This window comes from Devosia insulae DS-56 (assembly GCF_000970465.2).
GTDB classification, from domain to species: domain Bacteria; phylum Pseudomonadota; class Alphaproteobacteria; order Rhizobiales; family Devosiaceae; genus Devosia_A; species Devosia_A insulae.
Genome location: NZ_LAJE02000246.1, coordinates 1 through 21,204 on the forward strand (window position 1 = coordinate 1; position 21,204 = coordinate 21,204).

A 21,204-nucleotide genomic window follows, 5' to 3' on the forward strand; every position below is an offset into this window, starting at 1 on the left:
CCCCCGCCACGCGGGGGAGGATTACTGCCCGCCCGGTGGCCCGCCACACCTCGCCCATTCCCTCACCCCCGGGAATCTCGTACCCATCATCTACGCCTCACGGACGACGTATCGCCCTGGGGCAGGGGAGGGGAAGTTGATCCGCCGGACCACCCGTATCGCAGCTGCCGCAGTGGCGTTCGCCGCTCTCGCTGCCTGTTCCTCGATTCCCCTCGGCACCGCTTCGAAGCTGCGCGGCCTCGACTACCTCAACGACGATGTGGCGAGCCTGCTGCTGGCCTTCGACCTGCCGCCCTCGCTGGAGCCGGTTGAGGGCGCCTCGACCATCAGCTTCGACATCACCACGCCTTCGAGCGGTGAGCGCCGCATCAAGGCGACGCTGGTCGCAGCCGATGCCGGCGATCTGGCCGGTACGCTGCCGCCGCCCACCGGCGAGCGGAACTACTACCTGTTCGGCTTTTCCGACCCCGACAAGCAACTGATCCGCGAAGCGCAGGCCTGGGCCAAGACCTTGCCGGCCGGCAACAATGCGCTGTCGATTTCGCTGAACCCAAAGCTCTGCCGCACCGAGCCGCTCGATCCGGCCAAGACCACCGTCTCCGCCCTCATCGCGCTGCCCGGTGCGCCCGGTCTCGCCCCGCTGCTCAGCAACCAGCCACTTTCGACGATACTTGCGAGCGCCCCGATCAAGGATGTCCCGCCGTGCGCCGGGCATTCGGGGTAGGGCGAGAGCACCAGCTGCGGTGACTGAGCTGTGTTCTGCTCCCCTCAAGGGCAGGGCTATCGCATATGGAGCACTGACCGTAGTTGGAGCGCCTTCTCCCCTTGTGGGAGAAGGTGGCCGAAGGCCGGATGAGGGGTGCTCTCCGCGTCCTCATCGTCCGTCGCTTCGCTCCGGCCGCGCTACACTTCGTTGCGCGGACCCCTCATCCGGCGCTGCGCGCCACCTTCTCCCACAAGGGGAGAAGGCAAGAGGTGACCATCGCCGTCATATGCGAGTGCCCTCCCCTCGAGGGGAGGGAAGCGAGCGAAAACCGGACCAGCGGCGCAAGGTGACGGCGCACGGCGAAGCTAAGCGCGATAGCGCAGCGCCTCGACGAAGGCGGTGAAGGCCGGCGAGGGCTGGCGGCGGTTGGGATAGTAGAGGTGAAACCCCTGCCAGAGCGGTGACCAGTCGGCCAGCACCTCCACCAGCTCGCCGCTCTCGATGTATTTTCGAGCCATGAACTCCGGCACATTGCCGAGCCCATGTCCGTCGAGCGCGGCGTCCAGCACCGGCAGGATGGAGTTGAAGACCAACTGCCCTTCCACCCGCACGTTGAGTTCGCGCCCGTCCTTCCTGAACTCCCAGGCATAAAAGCTCCCGGCCGTGGTCAGCCTGAGGTTGATGCATTGGTGGTTGGTAAGCTCGTGCGGCGTCAATGGCGGCGAGCGCCGCTCAAAGTACTCGGGTGTCGCGACCACGCTGAACCGCCAGTCTGGGCCGATCCGCACCGCGATCATGTCCTTGGACAGCGCCTCGCCCAGCCGCACCCCGGCATCGAGCCGCTGCTCGACGATGTCGACAAAGCCGTTCTGGATTGCCAGCTCCACCGTGATGTCGGGGTAGCGCCTGAGGAAGGTCTTGAGCATCGGCCGAAACACCGACGCCACCACCGAGTCCCCGCACGACACCCGGATGGTGCCGGCCGGCCGGTCGCGCAATTCGCTGAGCGCGGCGATCTCCGCTTCGATCTGCTCGAAATGCGGCCCGACCGAGTTCACCAGCCGCTGCCCCGCCTCGGTCGGCGACACGCTGCGTGTGGTGCGCGACAGCAGCCGCAGCCCCAGCCGCGCTTCCAGCCCCTTCACCGAATGGCTGAGTGCCGATGGCGTCACCCCCAGTTTCGCCGCCGCCCGGGTAAAACTCTGCTCCCGCGCCACGGCGAGAAACGCCTGCATATCATCGATCGAGCTGCGCGCCATTGCTGAGCCACGCTCACAACTTCATGGAGATTATCTAACCTAATCGACGGCAGGGCCGCTGGCTACATTGGGCTGGTCAGCAAGGAGCATTGCCATGGAGATCTATCGTGCCGGCAGCCGGCCCTCCAGCAAGGGACCGACCGACTGGTTCACCGGCACGGTCCGCCTCGATCCGCTGTTCAACCCAGCCGCGTCCGACCGGGTGCAGGGCGCCAGCGTCACGTTCGAGCCCGGCGCGCGGACCAACTGGCACACCCATCCGCTCGGCCAGACCTTGGTCGTCACGCACGGCGCCGGCCGGGTGCAGCGCTGGGCCGGCCCGATCGAAGACATCCGCCCCGGCGATGTCGTCTGTTTCGCCCCCGGCGAGAAACATTGGCATGGCGCCGGCCGAGAAACCGCCATGACCCACCTCGCCATCCAGGAGGTGGCGAACGGCGAAGTCGTCGACTGGCTCGAGCCGGTCACCGACGCCCAGTACGCAGCCAAGTAAAGCCGCGCACCCCTATTTCCGAAGGACCTGATATGCTCGCCACCATCCTCTACGCCCCAGGCGACGTCCGCGTCGAACAGCGCGACGAACCAACCATCCAGAGGCCGACTGACGCGATCATCCGGCTCTCGGCCACCTGCATTTGCGGTTCCGACCTCTGGCCGTTCCGCGGCGCCAACCCGGTCACCTCGCCCATGGCCATGGGGCACGAGTATTGCGGCGTGGTGGTCGAAGTCGGCAGCGAGGTGAAGACTGTCCGTCCGGGCCAGTTCGTCGTCGGGTCCTTCGTCCTCTCCGACAATACCTGCCCGCATTGCCGGTACGGCTTTCATTCGTCCTGCGAGCAGCGCGAGTTCATGACCGGCGGGCAGGCCGAGCTGGCCCGCGTGCCGCTCGCCGATGGCACGCTGATCGCCACCGCCGAGATGCCGCCCGACGACCTGATCCCCAGCCTCCTCGCCGCCTCCGACGTGCTCGGCACCGGCTGGTACGCCGCCGATGCTGCCCGCGTGCAGCCGGGCTCGACCGTGGTAGTCGTCGGCGATGGCGCAGTGGGCCTGATGGGCGTCTTGGCGGCCAAACAGCTCGGCGCCGACCGCATCATCGCCATGAGCCGGCACAAGTCGCGGCAGGACCTGGCACTCGACTACGGCGCCACCGACATCGTCGCCGAGCGCGGCGAAGCTGGGGTGGCGCGGGTCCGCGATCTGACCCGGCGCATCGGCGCCGATGCGGTGCTCGAATGCGTCGGTACGCAGGAATCGATGCAGACCGCCATCGATTGCGCCCGGCCTGGCTCTATGATCGGCTATGTCGGCGTGCCGCACGGCGTCACCTTCGACGGCCAGGCGCTGTTCTTCGCGCAGCGCGGCATGATCGGCGGACCAGCCCCGGTGCGCCGCTTCCTGCCACAGCTGATGGATCTGATCCTCACCCGCCAGATCAACCCCGGCCGGGTTTTCGACCTCGAACTGCCACTCCGCGATGCCGCCGAAGGCTATCGCGCCATGGACGAACGCCGCGCCATCAAGACGCTGCTTCGCCTGTAACTCCAGGGAGATAACAATGCAGAAGCGCAAACTCGGGCAGGGCCTCGAAGTCTCGGCCATAGGCCTCGGCTGCATGGGGATGAGCCAGTCCTACGCCCCGTTCCCGGAGAAATCCGCCTCGATCGCGCTGATCCGTTCGGCTGTCGATCGCGGCCTCACCTTCTTCGATACCGCCGAAGTCTACGGGCCTTTCGGCAATGAGGAAATCGTCGGCGAGGCGCTGGCGCCGGTACGCGACCAGGTGGTGATCGCCACCAAGTTCGGCTTCCAGTACCAGGACGGCAGGTCGAACGGCGTCAACAGCCGGCCCGAGCACATCCGGCAGGCGCTCGAGGGTTCGCTGCAGCGGCTGCGGACCGACCACATCGACCTCTACTACCAGCACCGGGTCGATCCGAACGTGCCGATCGAGGACGTGGCCGGCACCGTCCGTGACCTCATCGCCGAGGGCAAGGTCAGGCATTTCGGTATGTCCGAGGCGGGGCTCCAGACCATCCGTCGCGCCCACGCGGTGCAGCCGGTCACCGCGCTGCAGAACGAATATTCGCTGTGGTTCCAGCGTCCACCGGTGCTCGAGCTGCTCGAGGAGCTCGATATCGGCCTCGTCGCCTATAGTCCGCTCGGCAAGGGCTTCCTCGCCGGTAAGATCACCGAAGCCACGACCTTCGAAGCCCACGACATCCGCAACACCATCCCGCGCTTCACCCCCGACGCCCGGGCCGCCAACCAGGCGATGGTCGACCTCCTGGCGCGCATCGGCGCTGGCCTCGACGCCACGCCGGCCCAGGTAGCGCTCGCCTGGCTGCTGGCCCAGCGCCCCTGGATCGTCCCGATCCCCGGCACCACCAAGCTGCCGCGACTGGAGGAGAACATTGCTGCCGCCTCGCTTGAGCTGTCGTCGGCGACGCTCGCCGAAATCGACGCCGCCGCGGCCGCTATCGAAGTGCAGGGTGCTCGCTACAACGAGCAGCAGGAGCGCGCCACCGGGCTCTGACCATTTTGTCGGGGACCTGGGCGCCCTATGGAACGATGATTTCCGACCCGGTCTTCACCCGGTCGAGCGCCACCAGCGTGCGAAAGCTCGCTACTGCCTCGTTTTGTGCGAACAGCCGGCGTGTCGTCGCCTCATAGCTCACCATGTCGGGCGAGACGATGATCAAGACGAAACTGGTGCCACCGGTGACGTAGTAGCACTGCTGCACCTCGGGCGCGTCGCGGAACAGCGCTTTGGCTGCATCGACGGTCTGCAGCCGCTCGTTGCCCAGATGCACCTCGACGATCGCCGTGATCCCCATCGCCACCGCGGCTGTATCGAGCACCGCGACGTTCTTTTCGATCACCCCTGCGGCTTCCATCGCCGCGATCCGGCGCTGCACCGCTGCCGCGGAGAGGTTCACCGCCTCGGCAATGCTGCGCTGCGGGGTCTTGTTGTCGCGCTGGATGATCCTGAGGATGGCGCGATCGAAGCTGTCGAGCTTGCGGGCCGGAACTTTGGCTTGGGTCATGGGTGAGTTTTTGTTGCATTTGGGGGCGCAATCAAGAGCGCAACGCTCGGCTGACTGATGATATCCCTCGCCCAACTCTTGCGAGGCCAGTTTGAGCACCACCACCGCAGCACCGTCGGGCGCCTACCGGACCTACCTCGGCCTCGCCTTCGGCGTCGGCGCCGGCGCGCTGTGGGGTCTGGTGTTCCTCGCTCCGGAACTGGTGCGCAGCTTCAGCCCGCTCGAGCTCGCCGCCGGGCGTTACCTCGCCTATGGCGTCGTTTCCGCCCTGCTGATCCTGCCGCGCTGGCGCACGCTGCACGCCGTCCTCACCCGCCGCGACTGGCTCTCGCTGTTCTGGCTCTCGCTGGCCGGCAACACGCTCTACTACATCCTCGTCGCCTCGGCGGTACAGCTCGGCAGCGTCGCCATGGCCTCGCTGGTCGTCGGCTTCCTGCCGGTCACCGTCACCCTTATCGGCAGCCGCGATCGCGGCGCCGTGCCGCTCCGGGCGCTCTTTCCGTCAGTGCTGCTCTGCGCCGCCGGGGCTCTCAGTATTGGCTGGCAGGCTATCGGCGCCACGACCGCCGGTACCGAACTGCTTGGCCTTATCTGCGCCTTCGGGGCGCTCGCCTCGTGGACCGCCTACGCCGTCGGCAACAGCCGCTGCCTCGCCCGACTGCCGCATCTGTCGGCGCATGACTGGAGTCTCCTCACCGGGGTCGTCACCGGCGCCCAGGCCTTGCTGCTGGTGCCGCTCGTCGCCCTGATCCAACCGCAGCACGCGCCGGCCGAGTGGCTGCAGTTCGCCGGCGTTTCCATCGGCGTCGCGATCCTCGCGTCGATCTGCGGCAATGCGCTGTGGAACTGGATGAGCCGGCTGCTGCCGCTCACCCTGGTCGGGCAGATGATCGTGTTCGAGACAGTGTTCGCGCTGCTCTACGGCTTTCTGTGGGAGCAGCGCTGGCCGCAGCCGCTGGAACTGCTCGCCTGTGCCTTCGTCCTCGCCGGCGTGATCTCGTGTCTCCGGGCACATCGCGGTCACGGCGTCCCGGCCACGCACCCGGACGCCGCTGACGAGCGGGCGACAGGCTAGGGCCCGTCGCCCGCTGCTTGTCGTCCTAGTTCAGCACGACGATCGCTTCGACCTCGAACAGCATCGGGTCGACCGCCAGCTTGGGCACCGGCACCAGTGTCTGCGCCGGCAGCGTGTCGCCGAACATCGCTTTGACGGCTTCGGTCAGCACCCCGAGCTTCGACATGTCGTGGTCGACCACGAAAAGCGTCAGCTTGGCCACCTGGTCCGGCTTGGCGCCGAGCCCCTGCAGCGCCGCGCCGAGATTGGCGTAGGCCTGCTTCACCTGTGCGGCGAAGTCGGGGGACAGACCGCCGGTGCTGTCCTGCCCGCCCTGTCCCGAGATGTAGGCGATCCTCGCGCCCGCCGGCACGATCACCGCGGTGCTGTAGCCGTTCGGCGTCGGGTCGAACAGGTTCGGCGGATTGACGATGCTGAGCCTGGTTTCGTCCGCCATCGTTGCGGTGGATGCGCCTGCAGTCATGATGAATAGCCCTCCGATAAGCAGCTGGGTGAGTGTGCGTGACATGGTGGTTCTTGTAGCTCCGCGGATCCGCGACGGGGTCGCGGCCGACAGGGGTTGAGCGGTGATCGATTTCGCCGTACGACTGAATCGTACAGTGTACGAGTATTGACATCGTACGATGTACGAGTCAATCGGGCAGGGTCGACATTTGCCGTCGGGCTCGCCTAGATCGACGCCGACAGCGAGGACCACATGCCAGCCAAACCCAGCGGCGCCTCATCGAGGCGCTCCCGCAGCACCGGCGCCGCGACCGCCTCGGGCGGCCCGCCGCTCTCCTTGGAACGCATCATCGCCACCGCTGTGGAGTTGCTCGACACCCAGGGGGTCGATGGACTGTCGATGCGCCGGCTGGCCGATCGGCTCGGCGCCGGCGCGATGAGCCTCTATTGGCATGTCGGCAACAAGGAGGAGGTGTTCGACCTCGCCCTCGACGCCGTGCTCGCCTACGGCCCACCCGAAGCTGAAACCCATGGCTGGCGCGCCAGTGTCGTCCACATGCTGGAGGATTGGCGCGGTGCCATGCTGCGCCACCCCTGGTCGGCCGCGCTGCTACCGCGCCGCGCGCTGGGGCCGAGCATGCTGGGACGCCTCGAACTGCTGAGCCAGACCCTGTTGCGCGCCGGTGTCGCGGATGCCGACCTGAACGTCGCGATCTGGTCGGTGTGGAACTACGTGATGGGCGCCACCATCACCCGCGGCAGCTTCGATCGCTCGCCCGACGATCTCGAGGCCGCGCAACGCCGCCTCACCGAACTGGGCGAACGCTACCCGAGCATCGATCGCTCCCGCCTGCTGCTCGATAGCGATTGGGATGGCGCCTTCAAGAAAGGTCTCGACCTGCTGCTCGACGGTCTGACCCCGAAACGCTAATGCGCCTCTCGGTGCGATGTATTGTTCGCGCCGCGGTGCGCACAAAGGCAGCGTCGATGCGGTGGGGCTCGGGCTCGGCTACACCACCGAGCTGGGCGACATCCCGACCAGCATCAGCCTCCGCCACTACCAGGAATTCAACGCCGTCAACCGCTTCGAAGGCAACACCACGCTGGCCACGGTGACCTTCGCGTTCTGACCAACCGGGCAGAGGCGGGATTGACTTCAATTCGATGATTAGCTAATGATCGAATCATGAGCCTGGTGTTCAAAGCCCTTGCCGATCCGACCCGCCGCCGCGTGCTGCAACTGCTGCAGAGCGGCCCGATGAGTGCGGGCGAGCTCAGCAAGCACTTCGACGTTTCAAAGCCCACCATGTCGGCGCATTTCGCCGTGCTGAAGGACGCCGATCTGGTGCATGCCGAAAAGGCTGGTAAGTCGATCATCTACCACCTGAAACTGTCGGTGCTCGAAGAGGCGCTCCTGGGTTTTGCGCACTCGTTTGGCATCGGCGCCGAGGCAACGCCGACAAAGCTGGAGACGGTGCGATGAAAAAGGAAATCCTCGTGGCGCTGGCCGCGCGGTACGCGCGCGAGCATGGCTATATCGATCAGGAGACGACACAGCGGGTCGTCGCGATGAACGGGCTGGTGATCGCCTATTACGGCAACCGCGCCCCCAAGGCGATCGCTCCCAGTGCCATCGCGCGGCAGGTCGCCCGGTTCTCGGGCTGGGTTCTGGCGCTGAGCGGTCTCGTCTATGCCGGCTTCTGGGCCTTCGCCCCGCTCCCCCTGGCCATGACCATCGGCACCGGCGGTCTCGCGGCCGGCGTGATCATGGTCATCGGCTACTGCATCGGCCTCTGGACCAAGGTTGGTAACGACGGCCGTGCCGCCTGAGGGTGCAGTGAGGAGCCACGCCTCGGCCTGTTGAGAGGCTCATTCGCTCCTCCCCACCGGGGGTAGGGCGTTAGCGGCGGGTAATCTCGAGCAAACCCTAGAACCCGCCGCCGGTCTTGAAGCCGCCGCTGGTGCGGTTGCCGCTGGAGCCGGTGCGGGGGCGCGAGAAGCCACCGCCGCTGCCACCACCCGAACTGCCGCCGCCAAACCCGCCACCGCCGCCGCCGGGGAGCCGGCCCCAGCTGCCGCCGAAGCCGCCGTCGCGACGGTTGCCGCCCGAAGCGCCGCCGCCAAAACTCGAGTCCGGCCAGCTGAAGCCGCCGCCTGAATTGCCGCCCCACGGCGAGTCCTGCTGCCGCTGCTGCTGCGGCTGCACCCCGCCGGTCCAGTTCTGGCTGCGCCGCCACTGGCCCCAATAGTCGGCCGCAGTGATGCCGCCACGCAGAAAATCGTTGAGCAGGTCGCCGACCAGCTTGTCCTCGCGGAAGGTCGAGCGCGGGTTGTCGAAATTCTGCTTCTTGAACTCGTACTGGATGTCCTCGAGCTCGCGCCGCCGCGCCGCCAGCGTCTTCAGCCGCGATTTCTGCTCGCGGCTGTCGCCGTCTTCCTCGGTAGCGCGCTGCCGGGATTCGTCGATCTGCTTGACGATGGTGTCGTCCTGCCCGGTCTCGGTGGCGCGCGCTTCGGCAAGCAGCGTCTGGATGTCCTCGCGGCCCAGCGCTTCGGCCAGCCCGCTCACCGCCGCACTGAACGCCGGATCGCTTCCCTGCGCCAGTTCGCGCTGCGCTCGGGCCCGCTCGTCGCGCTTGTCCTCGGCCCCAACCATCTCCTGGTCGATCGCTGCGATCCGCGCCTCGGCTTTTTCGAGCAGCTCGCGCGTCGGCCGCCCGCCGGCTGCGTCCACTGCCGCCTTTTCGAGCTTGGTCACCTCCTGCTGCGCCGCCTCCGCGATCTGCTCCTGCCGGTCGGCATGCTCGCGCAGCCTGAGCGGGATCTCGTTCAGCATGGCGAAATTCGCCCGCGCCTCGGGGAAGCCGACCAGCCCGGCGATCAGGCCGTCGAAATACTGGATCAGGTTGTTCTCGCGGTAATTCTTGGTGCCGAAGCCGCGCTCCCACAGGTAGATGAACAGCGGGTCGTCGCGGTAGGGCTTGCCCTTCTGCTCGCGGTCCGCCTCAGCCTGCTGGGTTTTGCGCAAGCTCTCTTCGGCGATATGCGCCAGCTGCTCGGCGGCCTTGCGCTTCTCCGCATATTCGGGGTTCTTCACCGCTTCCACGGCCACCCGGTCGGCCAGCGCCTTCAGCTCAGCCTGTGCCTTGCCGGCCGCCGCCGCCTGTTCGGTCCGCTCCTTGGCGAGCGCCGCGATCTGCTTGTCGAGCCCCTTGAGCTCGCCCTCCGCCGCACTGAGTTCGGCGCCGTGCTTGCTCAGCATCTCGCGCGCCTTCACCTCGGCCTGGCTCAGCCGGCCGGCCAGCGCCGCCTGCGACGCCGGGTCGAGCCGCACCTCGGCCAGTTGCCGCAGCAGTTCGCTCTCGGTTTCCTTGAACTTGGTGACGAGTTCGGCCGAACGCGCCAGGCGCTTGGCAATCTCGTCCTCCTCGCGGCGGATATCGCGCAGCGCCTCATCGAGGGACCGCAGGGCCTCGGGTCCGGAAAGGCTCATGAGATAACCTGCCTCACCACCGTGTCACCGCTCCGCCCAATACGGGCATGACGTAGTCGACATCGAGGAAGCCGTATTCCTTCAGCCCGAGGATGTTGCGCTGCAGGATGCCGTCATCCTTCTTGTCGTTCTCCACCGAGCGATAGGTGCTTTCCGGCACGCGCACGCCCCAGATCGCGACATTCTCGGTCTCGCCGTTTTCCTCGTTGGTGACCGGCAGCGTCAGCGGATTGCCGTCATCGCCGAGCGCCTCCACCACCACGTAGTAGTTGGTTGCCGCGGTGTTGACCTCCGGGAAGGTCCAGAACCCGGTTTTCTGCCCCTCGCGATTGACGATCTTGAGCTGGTACACTTGCCGGATCTGGTCGCGCAGCCCGGTGAGCGAGGCGATCGCCTGCTCGGCCCCGGTGCGGTTGCCTTCTGCTGCCGCGGTCTTGCCGCGGGTCCGCATTTGCTCGGCTTCGGTCACTGCCTGCTGCACCTTGGTTTCTTCGAAAATCGACTGGTACAGCGCATCCATCTGGGCCGGCAGCTTTTCGCTGAGCTCGACCCGGGCGCCTTCGACCTGTGCCTGCTGATACGGCCGGTAGGCGAAGAAATAGCCGCCCAGCCCGACCACCAGGACCAGCGCGATCGCCAGCGCCGCGGGGCCCCATTTCTTGCGCCCGACATAGAGCTTGGCGAGGCTGACCCCGAGGCTTGGCTTAGGCGGGGTATAGACGAAGCGGCTCTCGTCAAGCGCCTTGACGCCCGCCATCAGCACCGCGTCGGTCACCTCGATGCCCTGCTGCTGATAGATCTCGCGCAGCTTTTCGATCAGCTGTTTCTCGCGGGCATCGCCCGCGAGTTCGCGTTCGACCAGGTCCTGCCGGTGACGGAGCGTGTCGACCACGTCCATCGCCAGCATTACCTCGTCCAGCGGGGCCTTCTCGGCCGTCGTCGTGCTCATGGTCGAGCCCGTTCGCGCTCCACTTAGGCCTTCTTTTCTTCCAGGATCAGGGCGTTGCCGTCGGCAGCCAGCTGGGCCAGACGGCGCTTGCCGTCTTCGACCGCGTCGCGGATCTCGGCCGAGTTCTTGGTCGCCGCATCGCGCATCTCGTTGATGATGACGCGGGACTTTTCCTGGAAGGTCACCACCGAGTCGACCAGCTTCTTGACCGCATCGGCGCGGATGGTCGGACCGTACCCAGCCCGCACCGCTGCTTCGCCGACCCGGTCGCCGATCTCCGAGAGTGTCTCGAGGCTCTTGGACATGCCTTCCTTCATGGCGTTCAGCGTTTCGGTCGATTCATGCAGGCCAAACAGCCCGGTGAACGAGGCCGAGAGCGCGGTGAACACCGTCTCGTTGGTCGAGAAGAACGAAATCGCCTGCTGGTAGACGCGCTCCTTGGCCTGTGTCGTCTGCATCAGCCGCGCCATCACCACTTCCGAGGTGGAGTAGGAGATGGTCAGGTTGTCGCTCAGGTCCTTGGCGATCTGGTAGCGGCGCTCTTCGTTCTGCAGGTCGCGCAGCTTCTCGTCGCGATCCATCTCGAGCTTGGCCCGGTCCGCCGGGGTGCCGGCGGTGAAGGCCGCGAGCGCATCGCCGGCTGCCTTCAGGATCGACTTCTTGTCGTCGAGCTTCTTGGTCGCGACGTCGAGCAGTTCGAGCGCCATCACTTCGGACTGCTTCAGCGCGCCGCGGAAATCGCGATAGGCCTCGAGGATGGTGTGCTCGCGGTCGACCTGGTTCTTGGTCTCCTTGGAGACGTCGAGATAGATGTTGCGGATCTTGTCGAAGCGCGAGGCGATGTCGCCGCGGCTGACCTTCATCCAGACGTTGGAGACCCGTTCCATCAGGTCGAGCTTGCCGTCGTCGAGCTGGTCGACCATGCCCTTGGCATCGTCGCGGATCGAGTTGAAGCCGTTGGTGATGTCCTCGTACCGCTCGCCGACATTCATCGCCGCGACCTGGCTGCGTACCACCTCGTTGAAGGCGCTCGCCTGGGTCAGCGTGCGGCCAATCAGGATGACCTTGTTCTCGTCGAGTCCGGTGATCTCGTTCAAGAGACCAGTGATCGGCTGCTCGCCCGACTGCTCGGGCCAAATGCCGAGCTGCTTGATCGCCCCCATCGCCTTGTCGAGATATTGCAGGGGCTTTTCCATCACTTCAGTGGCCATTTGGATGCGTTTCCCTCTATCGGTCACCTTGGGGTGACATGATTCACGTTCTCGGCGTCAGTTGCCAATGTTGCTTATATCGGCCGCGCCTGTTTTGCGCGATATGGTGCTTAAAAGCCTCACGAAAAGGGCATCACCGGAAGTTTGCCGCAACCGTTGCAACGCTGCCGCGGTTGTCCATCCGGACGACGCGCACTAGCTTGCTCTGCGACGGCACAATGGCGAGGAAATGACGGCATGGAATTCGGCGGCAGGTACCTCGTTTCGGCGCCCCGGCTCGAGGTCTGGCGGGCGCTCAACGACACCCAGGTGCTCAAAGCCATCATTCCCGGCTGCCGTCGCATCGACTGGACCGGCGAGACCACGCTGGAACTCGAGATCGAGGTCAATCTCGGCCTGATGCAGCCGGTGTTTTCCGGCGATCTGGAACTGCGCAACGTCGTCCCGGCCGAGAGCTACACGCTGGCCGGCAGGGGGCGCGGTGGTCTGCTCGGCAAGGCCGAGGCGGCCGCCGACATCGTCCTCACCGATGTCGGCCCCCATACCCGACTGGTGTTCACCGCCAATGGCGGCGCCGACGGCGGCATCATGAAACTGGGCAAGTCGCTGATCGGCAACTCCGCCCAGAAGCTCATCGACGGTTTCTTCGAACGCTTCGGCGAAGCCATGGGCGTCGAGGTGAAGCCCATCGCCAGCGCGCCAGAGGCCTAGCTGGCGCGTCGCGCCACCACCGGCACGTAGTCCGTCAGGTCCTCGTCGGCCGATACGGTCCGTCCCTCTTCGGCAGACTTGTACAGCGCCATCAGCAGCTCGATCACCGCGACGCCGTCGGCGAAGGTCTCGATCGGCGTTTCGCCCTTGCGGAAGGCTTCGACCATGTGGCGGTTCTCGTCGGTATAGCCATAGACCCCGGCTTCGTCCTCGAGCACCGGCATCAGCCCGGTTTCGGCGTTCTGCTTTTCGACCAGGTCTTCGCCTTCGCCACCCGTTACGGCGCGCGAGATGAAGATCTTGAGCGGGGTTGAGAGCGAGGAGAACTCGAGGGCGTATTCCGGCCCGAGCAGTTCGAGCTGGATGCGAAGGCCTGCCCCGACATAGGCCCAGGAGGTGGTGGCTTCGATGATCACCTCGTTGCCGGCCTCATCCTCGAAGCTCAGCATGCCTCGCGCAAAGTCCTCCGACGGGCGCTTGGCATAGTCGACCGCGTTGCCCATCCGCTTTTTGAGGTCGGCCGCATATTTCGGCTGCGCCCACTTGAGCACGGCGACTGCGCCGGTGGCGCTCTTGAACTTCAGCGTCGAGCGGGCGGCGCCGGGCGCGGTGAGCATGAAGCGGCCGACTTCCACCGAATGGCACATCATGTCGAGCAGCACGCCGCCGCCCTGTTCTTCGCCCTGCCAGAACCATGGCTCATGCGGGCCGGAATGCTCCTCGGCGGCCCGCGCCAGGTAGGGCCGGCCCGAGCTCGGCACGGCGCGGCGCCAGATGATTTCCTTGCCGCGCTGCACCGCGGTCGAGAACACCTGGTTCTCGAGATAGCCGTGATTCAGCCCAGCGCCTTCGACCAGCGCCAGCATCTGACGAGCTTCCTTCAGGGTGCGGGCCAGCGGCTTCTCGCAGGCGACGGCAAACACTTTTGAGCGCCCGGACTTCACTGCGTCGGCGATGACCTGCATCGTCGCGAGCCGGGTCGGGTTCGGCGACAGGATCCAGATCGCATCGACATTGTCGGCCGCGAGCATCGCTTCGAGGCTCTCATGCGCGGTGCAAGTGCCGAGCCCCAGTTCCCCCACCGCCTCGGCGAATTTCTGCCGCTTCGCCGGCGTCGGCGAATAGACGCCGGTGACTTCGACATTGCGCACGCCGAGCAGCGACTTCAGGTGGAAATGCGCGATGAAGCCGGCGCCGACGAAACCGACGCGCAGCGTCTGGCGGGGGGTGAAGCTCATGGTTTTGTGCTTTCTGTCCTGGGTAGATCGGTAGTCTTCGATGGATTCGGCGGCGCGGTGCTCTGCCGCACCACCAGTTCGACGCCGGCCTCGAACCAGCGCGACGCCAGTGGTTTGCCGGCGAGCAGGTCGACCATCATCTGCATCGCCTTCCGCCCGATCTCGCGGCGCGGCTGGCGCACTGACGTCAATGGCGGATCGGACGACAACGCATAGTCCATGTCGTCAAAGCCGACGACCGAGACGTCCTGCGGCACCCGTTTGCCGAGGCCGCGCAACGCGTTGATGGCGCCGACCGCCATTTCGTCGTTGCTGCAGAACAGGCCGGTAAAGCCGACACGGCGCTCCTCAAATGCCCGAATGGCGGCCTGTCCGCTGCCCAGGTGATAGTCGCCGAGATAGGTCAGCGCCGGATCGGGAGCGATGTCGGCCGCCCGCAACGCCTCGAGATACCCCTCATGCCGCTCGTCCGACATCAACATGCCGATCGGCCCGGTGATGTGCGCGATGCGACGATGGCCGAGGGACAGCAGGTGCTCGGTGGCGAGACGGGCTGCCTTGCGGTTGTCGATGGCGACGGTGGGCAGCACGCTGCCATCGATCAGTTCGAGCGCGATGACGGTCTGCGGCAGCTTGGCTTCGGGGATCGACGCGGGAATCCAGCCGGTCATCAGGATCAACCCATCAGCCTGCCGGTTGCGCACCATGTCGATGTAACGGGCGACCCGCGCGTCGTCGTATTGCGCATCGCCCATCAGCACGCTGTAGCCGTTGGCGAAGGCCAATTCCTCGATGCCGCGATAGATCTCCAGATAGAACGGGTTGGTGATGTCGCGCACCAGCAGCACGACGTTGTTGGTCGCCCGCCGGCGGAAATCCACCGCTTGCCGGTTCGGCACGAAGCCGGTCTGGCGCACCGCATCGAGCACTTTCTCGCGCGTCGCTTCGGTGACTTTGTCTGGGTGGGCGAGGGTACGCGAAACCGTGGCGATCGAGACGCCCGCCAGTTCCGCCACCCGCCGGATGGTCGAGTGTGTCATCTAGACCCTGAGCTGCTTGGTCCGGCCATAGAGCAGCATCAGCAGCAGCAGGACGCCGCCGAAGATCAGCTGCCGGCCCCAGAATTCGAGTTGCAGGGTGGTGAGGACGCTCTGCAGCAGGGTGAGGGCGATGGCGCCGAGCATGACGCCGAGATAATTGCCCGAACCGCCGGCCAGCGAGATGCCGCCGATCACTACGGCGATCACCGAGGGCAGCACGTACTGGTCGCCGACGGAGACGAAGCTGTTGCCGGTATAGCCGATCACCACCACGCCGGTGATGCCGGCGAGGAGGCCGGAGAACCCGTAGAGCAGGGTGCGGATCAGCTTGACCGGCAGTCCGGTCAGCACGGCGGCGCGCTCGTTCGAACCCATCGCATAGATGGCGTAGCCGAGCTGGGTGCGGCGCAGCAGAAACCACATGCCGAGCCCGAGCAGAGCCCACAGGAACAGCACCCCCGGCAGCCCCAGCAGCAGTGGCCGGTTGACGAAGCCCATCAGTGATGGCGCCGCATTGCCCGAGGGAATGCCGCGGGAGAGGACGATCAGCCCGCCCTGCACCACGCCGGTCATCCCCAGCGTCATCACCAGCGGCGGAATGCGCAGCAGGGTGACGCCGAGGCCGTTGATGAGGCCGATGACGAAGGTGACGCCGCCGGCAACGAGGATGGCCGGCAGGATGCCGCCATCGCTGCCCGACATGGCGTTGCCGGCGAGCACCGCGCCGAGCGAGATCAGCGCCCCCACCGACAGGTCAATGCCCTCGCGCCCGCCGATCACCACGAGGCTCTGCCCGGCCGCCACCATGCCGAGGATGGCCGAGACCACCAGCAGCCGGATGATCTGGTCGCCTCGGGCGAAGCCAGGAGACAGCAGTTCGCCGATGCCGAGCAGCAACAGGATCGAAACGGTGGCAAGGACCAGCGGATCGGTGAGGATGGTTTTGATGCGGTTCATCTCGATGCCCTCAGTTTCGCCGCGCCACCAGCACGCCGCCGGCCAGCGCCAGCAGCGTGATGAGGCCCTGGATCAGGGTCTGGTAGTCGAAGGGCAGCCCGGCAAAGAAGATCACATTGCCGATCATGCCGAGCACCAGCGCGCCGAGCACCGAGCCGAAGGCGCTGCCCGAGCCGCCGGCCAAAGCCGTGCCGCCCAGCACCACCGCCGAGATCGAGGCGAGCGCCAGCGTGCGCCCCATCAGCGGGTCGCCGCTCGCCGTCTCGCCGGTGAGGCTGAGGCTGGCAAAGGCAGCGAACAGGCCGCAGAGCGCGTAGGCGAGGATGCGGATCTGGGCGAGCTTCAGCCCGGTCTGGAACGCTGCGGTGCGCAACCCGCCGGCCGCCGCGAGGTGCTTGATGAACGGCCGGCCGGCGATCAACGCGACGATGAGCAGCGCCGCGAGCAGCACCCAGAGCACCACCGGCAGGCCGAGCGGGCTCGAACCATAGGTGCGCCAGTATTCGGCCGGCACCGGCAGGCCGGCGGTCGGCAGCACCAGGAGCGCGAGGCCGCCGAAGATGATGCCGGTGGCAAAGGTGGTGACAATCGCCTGGAAGCGCAGCAGCGCCACCAGCGCGCCATTGAGCAGGCCGCAGGCAACGCCCACCACCAGCCCCGCGGCGATGCCGCCGAGCACGCCGCCGACCCCGCCGCCGAGCGCCGCGATGACGCTCACTGTCACCACATTGACCAGCGCCACGATCGAGCCCACCGACAGGTCGATATCGCCGCCCAGCACCACATAGGTTTGCCCGATGGCGACGAGGATCACCGGCAGGAACACCGAGAGGTTGGATTTCAGCACATTGGGGGTGACGAGGTTGGGCTGGAGGATCCAGTTGACCACGAACAGCGCGATCAGCGCGCTGAGCGTCACCAGCCAGAGCCGGCTGCGGAGGAACCCCAGGGCGTTCATGCCACCTCTCCATAGGCTGCGTTGGTGAGATGGAAACTGTCGAGCGTCGTACCCGACAATTCCGCCGAGATGGCGCCGGAGTTGAACACCAGGATGCGGTCGCAAAGGCTCAGCAGCTCCGCATCTTCCGAGGCATAGAAGATGATGCTGGTCCCCTTGTCGGCGAGTTCGCGCACCAGCGCGAAGAAATCGGCCTTGGCGCCGAGGTCGATGCCTTTGGTCGGATCGTCGAGCAGCAGTACCGGGGCGTCGGTCGCGAGCCAGCGGGCGATGAAGATCTTCTGCTGGTTGCCGCCCGAGAGCGAGCCGATCGGCGCTTCCATGCCGTCATACTTGGTGTTGAGCGACGCGGCCGCCGCTTCGAAGCGCGGCTTGAGGTTACGTGGCCAGACCAAAGCCAGCTTCTCGCGCACCATGGTGGCCGAGGCGATGTTCTCAAAGATCGAGCGGCCGTGCAGCGCCGCGTCGCGCCCGCGATCGCCCGAGACATAGGCGAGCCCGTGGCGAATGGCTTCGGCCGGCTTGTGGATGCGCACCGGCTTGCCGTCGATCTCGATGCTGCCGGCGGTGAACGGCAGGGCCCCGAACAACCCCTGCAGCAGCGCCGATTGGCCTTGCCCCTGCAACCCGCCGAGCCCCAGAATCTCGCCCGGTTTGAGGGCAAGCGACACGTTGCGCACTCGCCGGTTGCTGGCGCCCGTGAGCTGCAGCCGCGGTGCACCCGTAGATGCGGGCACCGTGCGCTCGACCCGATCGCGGATGGCGACGTCGCCGATCATCGAGCGGACGACGCTGTCGCGGTCGGTTTCGCTCGTTGCGAAAGCCGCGACGGTGGCGCCATTGCGCATCACGGTGATGCGGTCGGAAATCTCGAAGATCTCGTCCATGCGGTGCGAGATGAAGATGGTCGAAACCCCCTCGGCCTTGAGCTCGCGGAGGATGGTGAAGAACAGCTCGACCTGCCGGCGATCGAGCGCCGCAGTCGCCTCGTCGAAGATGATCAGCCGCGGCTTGTGCGCCAGCACCTTGAGGATCTCTACGAGCTGCCGCTGATCCGGTGTCAGCCGCGACACCGGTGCGTCGGCGGTAAAGCCGCTGCCGGCGACGCTGGCGAAGCGGGCGATCAGCGCCTCGGTATCGGCACGCAACTGCTTGCTGTCGAGAAAGCCGCCGGCGCCGGTGCGCTCATGGCCGAGAAAGATATTGTCCGCCACCGACAGCTGCGGCACCAGCGACAGCTCCTGGTAGAACAGCGCAATGCCGCGGGCCTCGGCCTCGCGCGGGCTCTTGAGGCTGACGTCGCCGCCATCGAGGCGCAGCGAACCCGAGTCGCGCGCCACCGTGCCGGCGATGATCTTGCACAGTGTCGACTTGCCGCTGCCATTGGCGCCGAGCAGCGCATGCACTTCGCCCTTGCCGACACTCAGCGTGCCGTTGGACAACGCCACCACGGCGCCGAAGCGTTTGGTAATTCCGGTGGCTTCGAGCACGGGGGTCATCGTGAGGCCTGCTCTCCAGAGGCGTGAAACATCATGCCGCGTCGCCGGCATTAGGCAACGGGTGTGCATGGACTGCAATGGACGGATGGACGGCCTGCTGATGCGGCCAGGGCGACCGGGCGCGCTGGGCGCCCGGTCTGATCACCAGCTTACTTGAAGAAGCGCGACTGGGCGTCTTCGACCGACAGTTCCTGCGTCACCGACCAGTGGCCCGGCTTGCCGTCGGCGGCCTTGACCGCGTCGGCAAGGTTCGAGTTGTCGATGAAGGGGATGTCGAGGAAGATGGCGTTGCCATAGACACCGCCGAAAATGCCGTCCTTGAACTCCTTGCCCTGCAGCTTGAGCACGGCGACGTTGAGGGCCGAAGCCATAACGCCCGGGGGGTTCACCGAAGCGGCGGAGTTGTACTTGCCGGCCGACCACAGGTCGAGGAAGTCCTTGCGCACTTCGCCGGTGGCGGCGATCGAAGCGGTCTTGCCGGCCGCTTCAATGGCGCGCCAGGCGCCGGCAGCCATGCCGTCCTGCACATAGACGCCGTTGAGGTCGGGGTAGGTGGCAAGCAGGTTCTGCATGGTCTGCTGACCCTGCGCCTGGTCCCAGTTGGCGTTGGCGGCGTTGACGATCTTGATGTCGGCATGGGCGGCCAGCGCTTCGTTGCAGCCGGTGGCGCGCATTTCGTTGGCCGGGTGGCCGGCAACACCGTTGATGGTCACCACATTGCCCTTGCCGCCGAGCGTCTCGGCCAGCCAGGCGCAGCCCTTGCGGCCGTAATCGGTCTGGTCGATGCCGACATAGATGGCGTCGGGCGACGACACTTCGGCGTCGGTGGCGACGACGAGAATGTTGGCTTCCTTGGCCTGGGCGAAGATCGGATCGAACGCCGTCGGGCTGTTGGGGTTGATGATGATGGCGTTGACGCCTTCATTGATCATGTTGCGGACGGCGCCGATCTGGCCCTGCACGTCGACATCCGAGCTCTGGATCACCAGTTCGACATCGACGCCCTTGTCCTTCCAGGCCGCCGCGGCCGCCTGGGCTTCTTCGATCATCTGGGTGCGCCATTCGGAGCCGACCCAGCCGTTCGACAGGCCGATCTTGTAGGTTTCGGCCAGCGCCGTGCCGCTCATGAGCGCGACAGCCGCCGCCGCGAGGACGAGAACTTTCTTCACTTGTAGCCTCCCTTGGGTGCTCCGCCGAAATGCAGAGCTTCGCCCCTCCGCAGCGCGGAGTTGCTGCAATGTAACCGGTTACATTTGGCTGTCAACGGGGATGTGTCGTCGGCACGACAGCGGTGAATGCCTTCCGGATCGAAGGACAACTGGTTTCTGCGTTCCAGTGGCCCGGACGAAGCAGGGCGTGTGACCAGCCAGGCGCAGCGGAGCAGGGCGCCTGCAATCCGGTCCGCATCGACATAAACCTTCTGCGCACGAATTTTGCCCACTTGGTCAAAATTTGCGCAGCTCCCTCTTGCAGAGCGCCGGTTTGCAGGATTGTATTCCTCCCAACGCGCCGGGCTGTCAGGGCGGCATGTGCCGTTGCCGGACGCGATACAGGGAGACTGATCCATGAACTATTTTTCGAAGCGCATTTCTGCGCTCGCGGCTGGCGTGGCGCTGTCGGTGCTCGCCGCTGGTGCTGCGCTCGCCGATCCGGCGGTCATCTACGACCTGGGCGGCAAATTCGATAAGTCCTTCAACGAGGCGGCCTATAACGGCGCTGAGGCCTGGAAGAAGGAAACTGGTGGCAGCTTCACCGATCTCGAACTGCAGAACGATGCCCAGCGCGAGCAGGCGCTCCGCCGCTTCGCTTCGCAGGGCGCCAACCCGATCGTGATGGCCGGCTTCTCCTGGGGCACGGCGCTCGGCACCGTCGCCGCCGAGTTCCCCGACACCCACTTCGTAGTGATCGACGCTGTCGTCGAGGCGCCGAACGTGCAGTCCGTCATCTTCGACGAGCACACCGGTTCGTTCCTCGTCGGCGCGCTCGCTGCGCTGAAGTCGACAACCGGCACCGTGGGCTTCGTGGGCGGCATGGACGTGCCGATCATCCACAAGTTCTACTGCGGCTACGCCCAGGGCGCGAAGGCCGCCAAGGCCGACGTCAAGATCATCGAAAACTACACCGGCACCACCCCGGCCGCCTGGAACGACCCGGTCACCGCCGGTGAGCTGACCAAGGCGCAGTTCGACGCCGGTGCCGACGTGGTCTTCGCCGCCGCCGGCGGTTCGGGCCTCGGCGTGCTGCAGGCCGCTGCCGACGCGGGCAAGTTCTCGATCGGTGTCGACAGCAACCAGAACTACCTGCACCCCGGCTCGGTGCTGACCTCGATGCTGAAGCGCGTCGACGTCGCCGTGCAGAGCGCGCTCACCGATGCGAACTTCAAGCCGGGCCTCACCGTGCTCGGTCTCAAGGAAAACGGCGTGGGCTATGCCCTCGACGACAACAACAAGGCGCTGATCGACGACGCCCTCAAGGCCCAGGTCGACGCGTTCTCGGCCAAGATCCAGTCGGGCGAGATCACCGTCCACGACTACACTGCCGACAACACCTGCCCGTAAGGTCCGCTCGTGACCGAACCCGTGCAGAACGGCGACAATCAGCAGCGGTCCCAAGGGGC

23 protein-coding genes are annotated in these 21,204 nt (G+C 66.2%); 11 read left to right on the forward strand and 12 right to left on the reverse strand.

Translation table 11 applies throughout. The annotated features are described in order from the left end of the window. Positions 1–136 precede the first annotated feature (136 nt). Positions 137–724: a hypothetical protein gene (locus tag VW23_RS17630; RefSeq protein WP_069910859.1), complete on the forward strand. Its 588-nt coding sequence runs from the start codon at positions 137–139 to the stop codon at positions 722–724. A 347-nt stretch (positions 725–1,071) separates the two neighbouring features. On the opposite strand, the gene VW23_RS17640 is transcribed toward VW23_RS17630, so the two are convergent. Further along, positions 1,072–1,965, reverse strand: a complete 894-nt coding sequence (locus VW23_RS17640) for a LysR family transcriptional regulator (protein ID WP_069910861.1) — start codon at positions 1,963–1,965, stop codon at positions 1,072–1,074. Positions 1,966–2,059: 94 nt separating this feature from the next. Here VW23_RS17640 and VW23_RS17645 point away from each other — a divergent pair, with 94 nt between their 5' ends. From VW23_RS17645 to VW23_RS17655, 3 genes are read left to right on the forward strand one after another with little or no spacing between them, the layout of a single operon-like run. Then, positions 2,060–2,458 (forward strand): (R)-mandelonitrile lyase, encoded by a 399-nt coding sequence (locus VW23_RS17645; protein WP_069910862.1) that lies wholly within the window; start codon positions 2,060–2,062, stop codon positions 2,456–2,458. Between the two features lie 32 nt (positions 2,459–2,490). After that, a complete protein-coding gene (locus VW23_RS17650; RefSeq protein WP_069910863.1) occupies positions 2,491–3,507 on the forward strand; it encodes a zinc-dependent alcohol dehydrogenase family protein in 1,017 nt (338 codons plus the stop codon). Positions 3,508–3,523: 16 nt separating this feature from the next. Beyond that, the gene (locus VW23_RS17655) at positions 3,524–4,501 is read left to right on the forward strand and encodes an aldo/keto reductase (RefSeq protein WP_069910864.1); all 978 of its coding nucleotides are present in this window, start codon (positions 3,524–3,526) and stop codon (positions 4,499–4,501) included. Between the two features lie 25 nt (positions 4,502–4,526). On the opposite strand, the gene VW23_RS17660 is transcribed toward VW23_RS17655, so the two are convergent. Beyond that, the gene (locus tag VW23_RS17660) at positions 4,527–5,012 is read right to left on the reverse strand and encodes an Lrp/AsnC family transcriptional regulator (protein WP_069910865.1); all 486 of its coding nucleotides are present in this window, start codon (positions 5,010–5,012) and stop codon (positions 4,527–4,529) included. 91 nt (positions 5,013–5,103) lie between these two features. Here VW23_RS17660 and VW23_RS17665 point away from each other — a divergent pair, with 91 nt between their 5' ends. After that, complete coding sequence (locus VW23_RS17665; RefSeq protein ID WP_069910866.1) at positions 5,104–6,087, forward strand: DMT family transporter; 984 nt, start codon at positions 5,104–5,106, stop codon at positions 6,085–6,087. Positions 6,088–6,112: 25 nt separating this feature from the next. Here the strand turns inward: VW23_RS17665 and VW23_RS17670 are convergent, their stop codons facing one another. Continuing rightward, positions 6,113–6,595 carry a RidA family protein gene (locus tag VW23_RS17670; protein WP_069910867.1) on the reverse strand — a complete coding sequence of 161 codons (483 nt, stop codon included), beginning with the start codon at positions 6,593–6,595 and terminating at the stop codon, positions 6,113–6,115. A gap of 189 nt (positions 6,596–6,784) precedes the next feature. Here VW23_RS17670 and VW23_RS17675 point away from each other — a divergent pair, with 189 nt between their 5' ends. The 4 genes from VW23_RS17675 to VW23_RS17690 are packed head-to-tail and all read left to right on the forward strand — an operon-like array spanning position 6,785 to position 8,361. Beyond that, on the forward strand, positions 6,785–7,462 hold the full coding sequence (locus tag VW23_RS17675; protein WP_069910868.1) for a TetR/AcrR family transcriptional regulator: 678 nt from the start codon (positions 6,785–6,787) through the stop codon (positions 7,460–7,462). A gap of 16 nt (positions 7,463–7,478) precedes the next feature. Continuing rightward, entirely contained in the window at positions 7,479–7,661 is a 183-nt protein-coding gene (locus VW23_RS17680) for a hypothetical protein (protein WP_069910869.1), read from the forward strand. 56 nt (positions 7,662–7,717) lie between these two features. Then, a complete protein-coding gene (locus tag VW23_RS17685) occupies positions 7,718–8,014 on the forward strand; it encodes an autorepressor SdpR family transcription factor (protein ID WP_069910870.1) in 297 nt (98 codons plus the stop codon). Further along, positions 8,011–8,361 (forward strand): hypothetical protein, encoded by a 351-nt coding sequence (locus tag VW23_RS17690; RefSeq protein ID WP_069910871.1) that lies wholly within the window; start codon positions 8,011–8,013, stop codon positions 8,359–8,361. The genes VW23_RS17685 and VW23_RS17690 overlap by 4 nt, the downstream gene beginning before the upstream one ends. A gap of 97 nt (positions 8,362–8,458) precedes the next feature. Here the strand turns inward: VW23_RS17690 and VW23_RS29045 are convergent, their stop codons facing one another. The 3 genes from VW23_RS29045 to VW23_RS17705 are packed head-to-tail and all read right to left on the reverse strand — an operon-like array spanning position 8,459 to position 12,184. After that, positions 8,459–10,024, reverse strand: coding sequence for a coiled-coil domain-containing protein (locus VW23_RS29045; protein ID WP_069910872.1), 1,566 nt, complete (start codon positions 10,022–10,024; stop codon positions 8,459–8,461). 13 nt (positions 10,025–10,037) lie between these two features. Next, entirely contained in the window at positions 10,038–10,973 is a 936-nt protein-coding gene (locus VW23_RS17700) for a DUF6384 family protein (protein WP_069910873.1), read from the reverse strand. A 23-nt stretch (positions 10,974–10,996) separates the two neighbouring features. Then, entirely contained in the window at positions 10,997–12,184 is a 1,188-nt protein-coding gene (locus VW23_RS17705) for a cell surface protein (RefSeq protein WP_069910874.1), read from the reverse strand. 237 nt (positions 12,185–12,421) lie between these two features. Between VW23_RS17705 and VW23_RS17710 the strand changes: the two genes are divergently transcribed. Next, positions 12,422–12,895 (forward strand): SRPBCC family protein, encoded by a 474-nt coding sequence (locus VW23_RS17710; protein ID WP_069910875.1) that lies wholly within the window; start codon positions 12,422–12,424, stop codon positions 12,893–12,895. Here the strand turns inward: VW23_RS17710 and VW23_RS17715 are convergent. From VW23_RS17715 to VW23_RS17740, 6 genes are all read right to left on the reverse strand, one after another. Next, positions 12,892–14,133 carry a Gfo/Idh/MocA family protein gene (locus VW23_RS17715; RefSeq protein WP_069910876.1) on the reverse strand — a complete coding sequence of 414 codons (1,242 nt, stop codon included), beginning with the start codon at positions 14,131–14,133 and terminating at the stop codon, positions 12,892–12,894. The genes VW23_RS17710 and VW23_RS17715 overlap by 4 nt on opposite strands. Continuing rightward, positions 14,130–15,173: a LacI family DNA-binding transcriptional regulator gene (locus tag VW23_RS17720; protein WP_069910877.1), complete on the reverse strand. Its 1,044-nt coding sequence runs from the start codon at positions 15,171–15,173 to the stop codon at positions 14,130–14,132. Before VW23_RS17720 ends, VW23_RS17715 begins: the two co-directional genes overlap by 4 nt. Further along, complete coding sequence (locus VW23_RS17725) at positions 15,174–16,130, reverse strand: ABC transporter permease (protein WP_069910878.1); 957 nt, start codon at positions 16,128–16,130, stop codon at positions 15,174–15,176. A gap of 10 nt (positions 16,131–16,140) precedes the next feature. Next, positions 16,141–17,088, reverse strand: a complete 948-nt coding sequence (locus VW23_RS17730) for an ABC transporter permease (protein WP_069910879.1) — start codon at positions 17,086–17,088, stop codon at positions 16,141–16,143. Beyond that, a complete protein-coding gene (locus VW23_RS17735; RefSeq protein WP_069910880.1) occupies positions 17,085–18,587 on the reverse strand; it encodes a sugar ABC transporter ATP-binding protein in 1,503 nt (500 codons plus the stop codon). The genes VW23_RS17730 and VW23_RS17735 overlap by 4 nt, the downstream gene beginning before the upstream one ends. Before the next feature lie 149 nt (positions 18,588–18,736). Continuing rightward, positions 18,737–19,756, reverse strand: a complete 1,020-nt coding sequence (locus VW23_RS17740) for a substrate-binding domain-containing protein (protein WP_176730428.1) — start codon at positions 19,754–19,756, stop codon at positions 18,737–18,739. A 396-nt stretch (positions 19,757–20,152) separates the two neighbouring features. Here VW23_RS17740 and VW23_RS17745 point away from each other — a divergent pair, with 396 nt between their 5' ends. Then, the gene (locus VW23_RS17745; RefSeq protein ID WP_069910881.1) at positions 20,153–21,145 is read left to right on the forward strand and encodes a BMP family lipoprotein; all 993 of its coding nucleotides are present in this window, start codon (positions 20,153–20,155) and stop codon (positions 21,143–21,145) included. Positions 21,146–21,204: the final 59 nt, after the last annotated feature.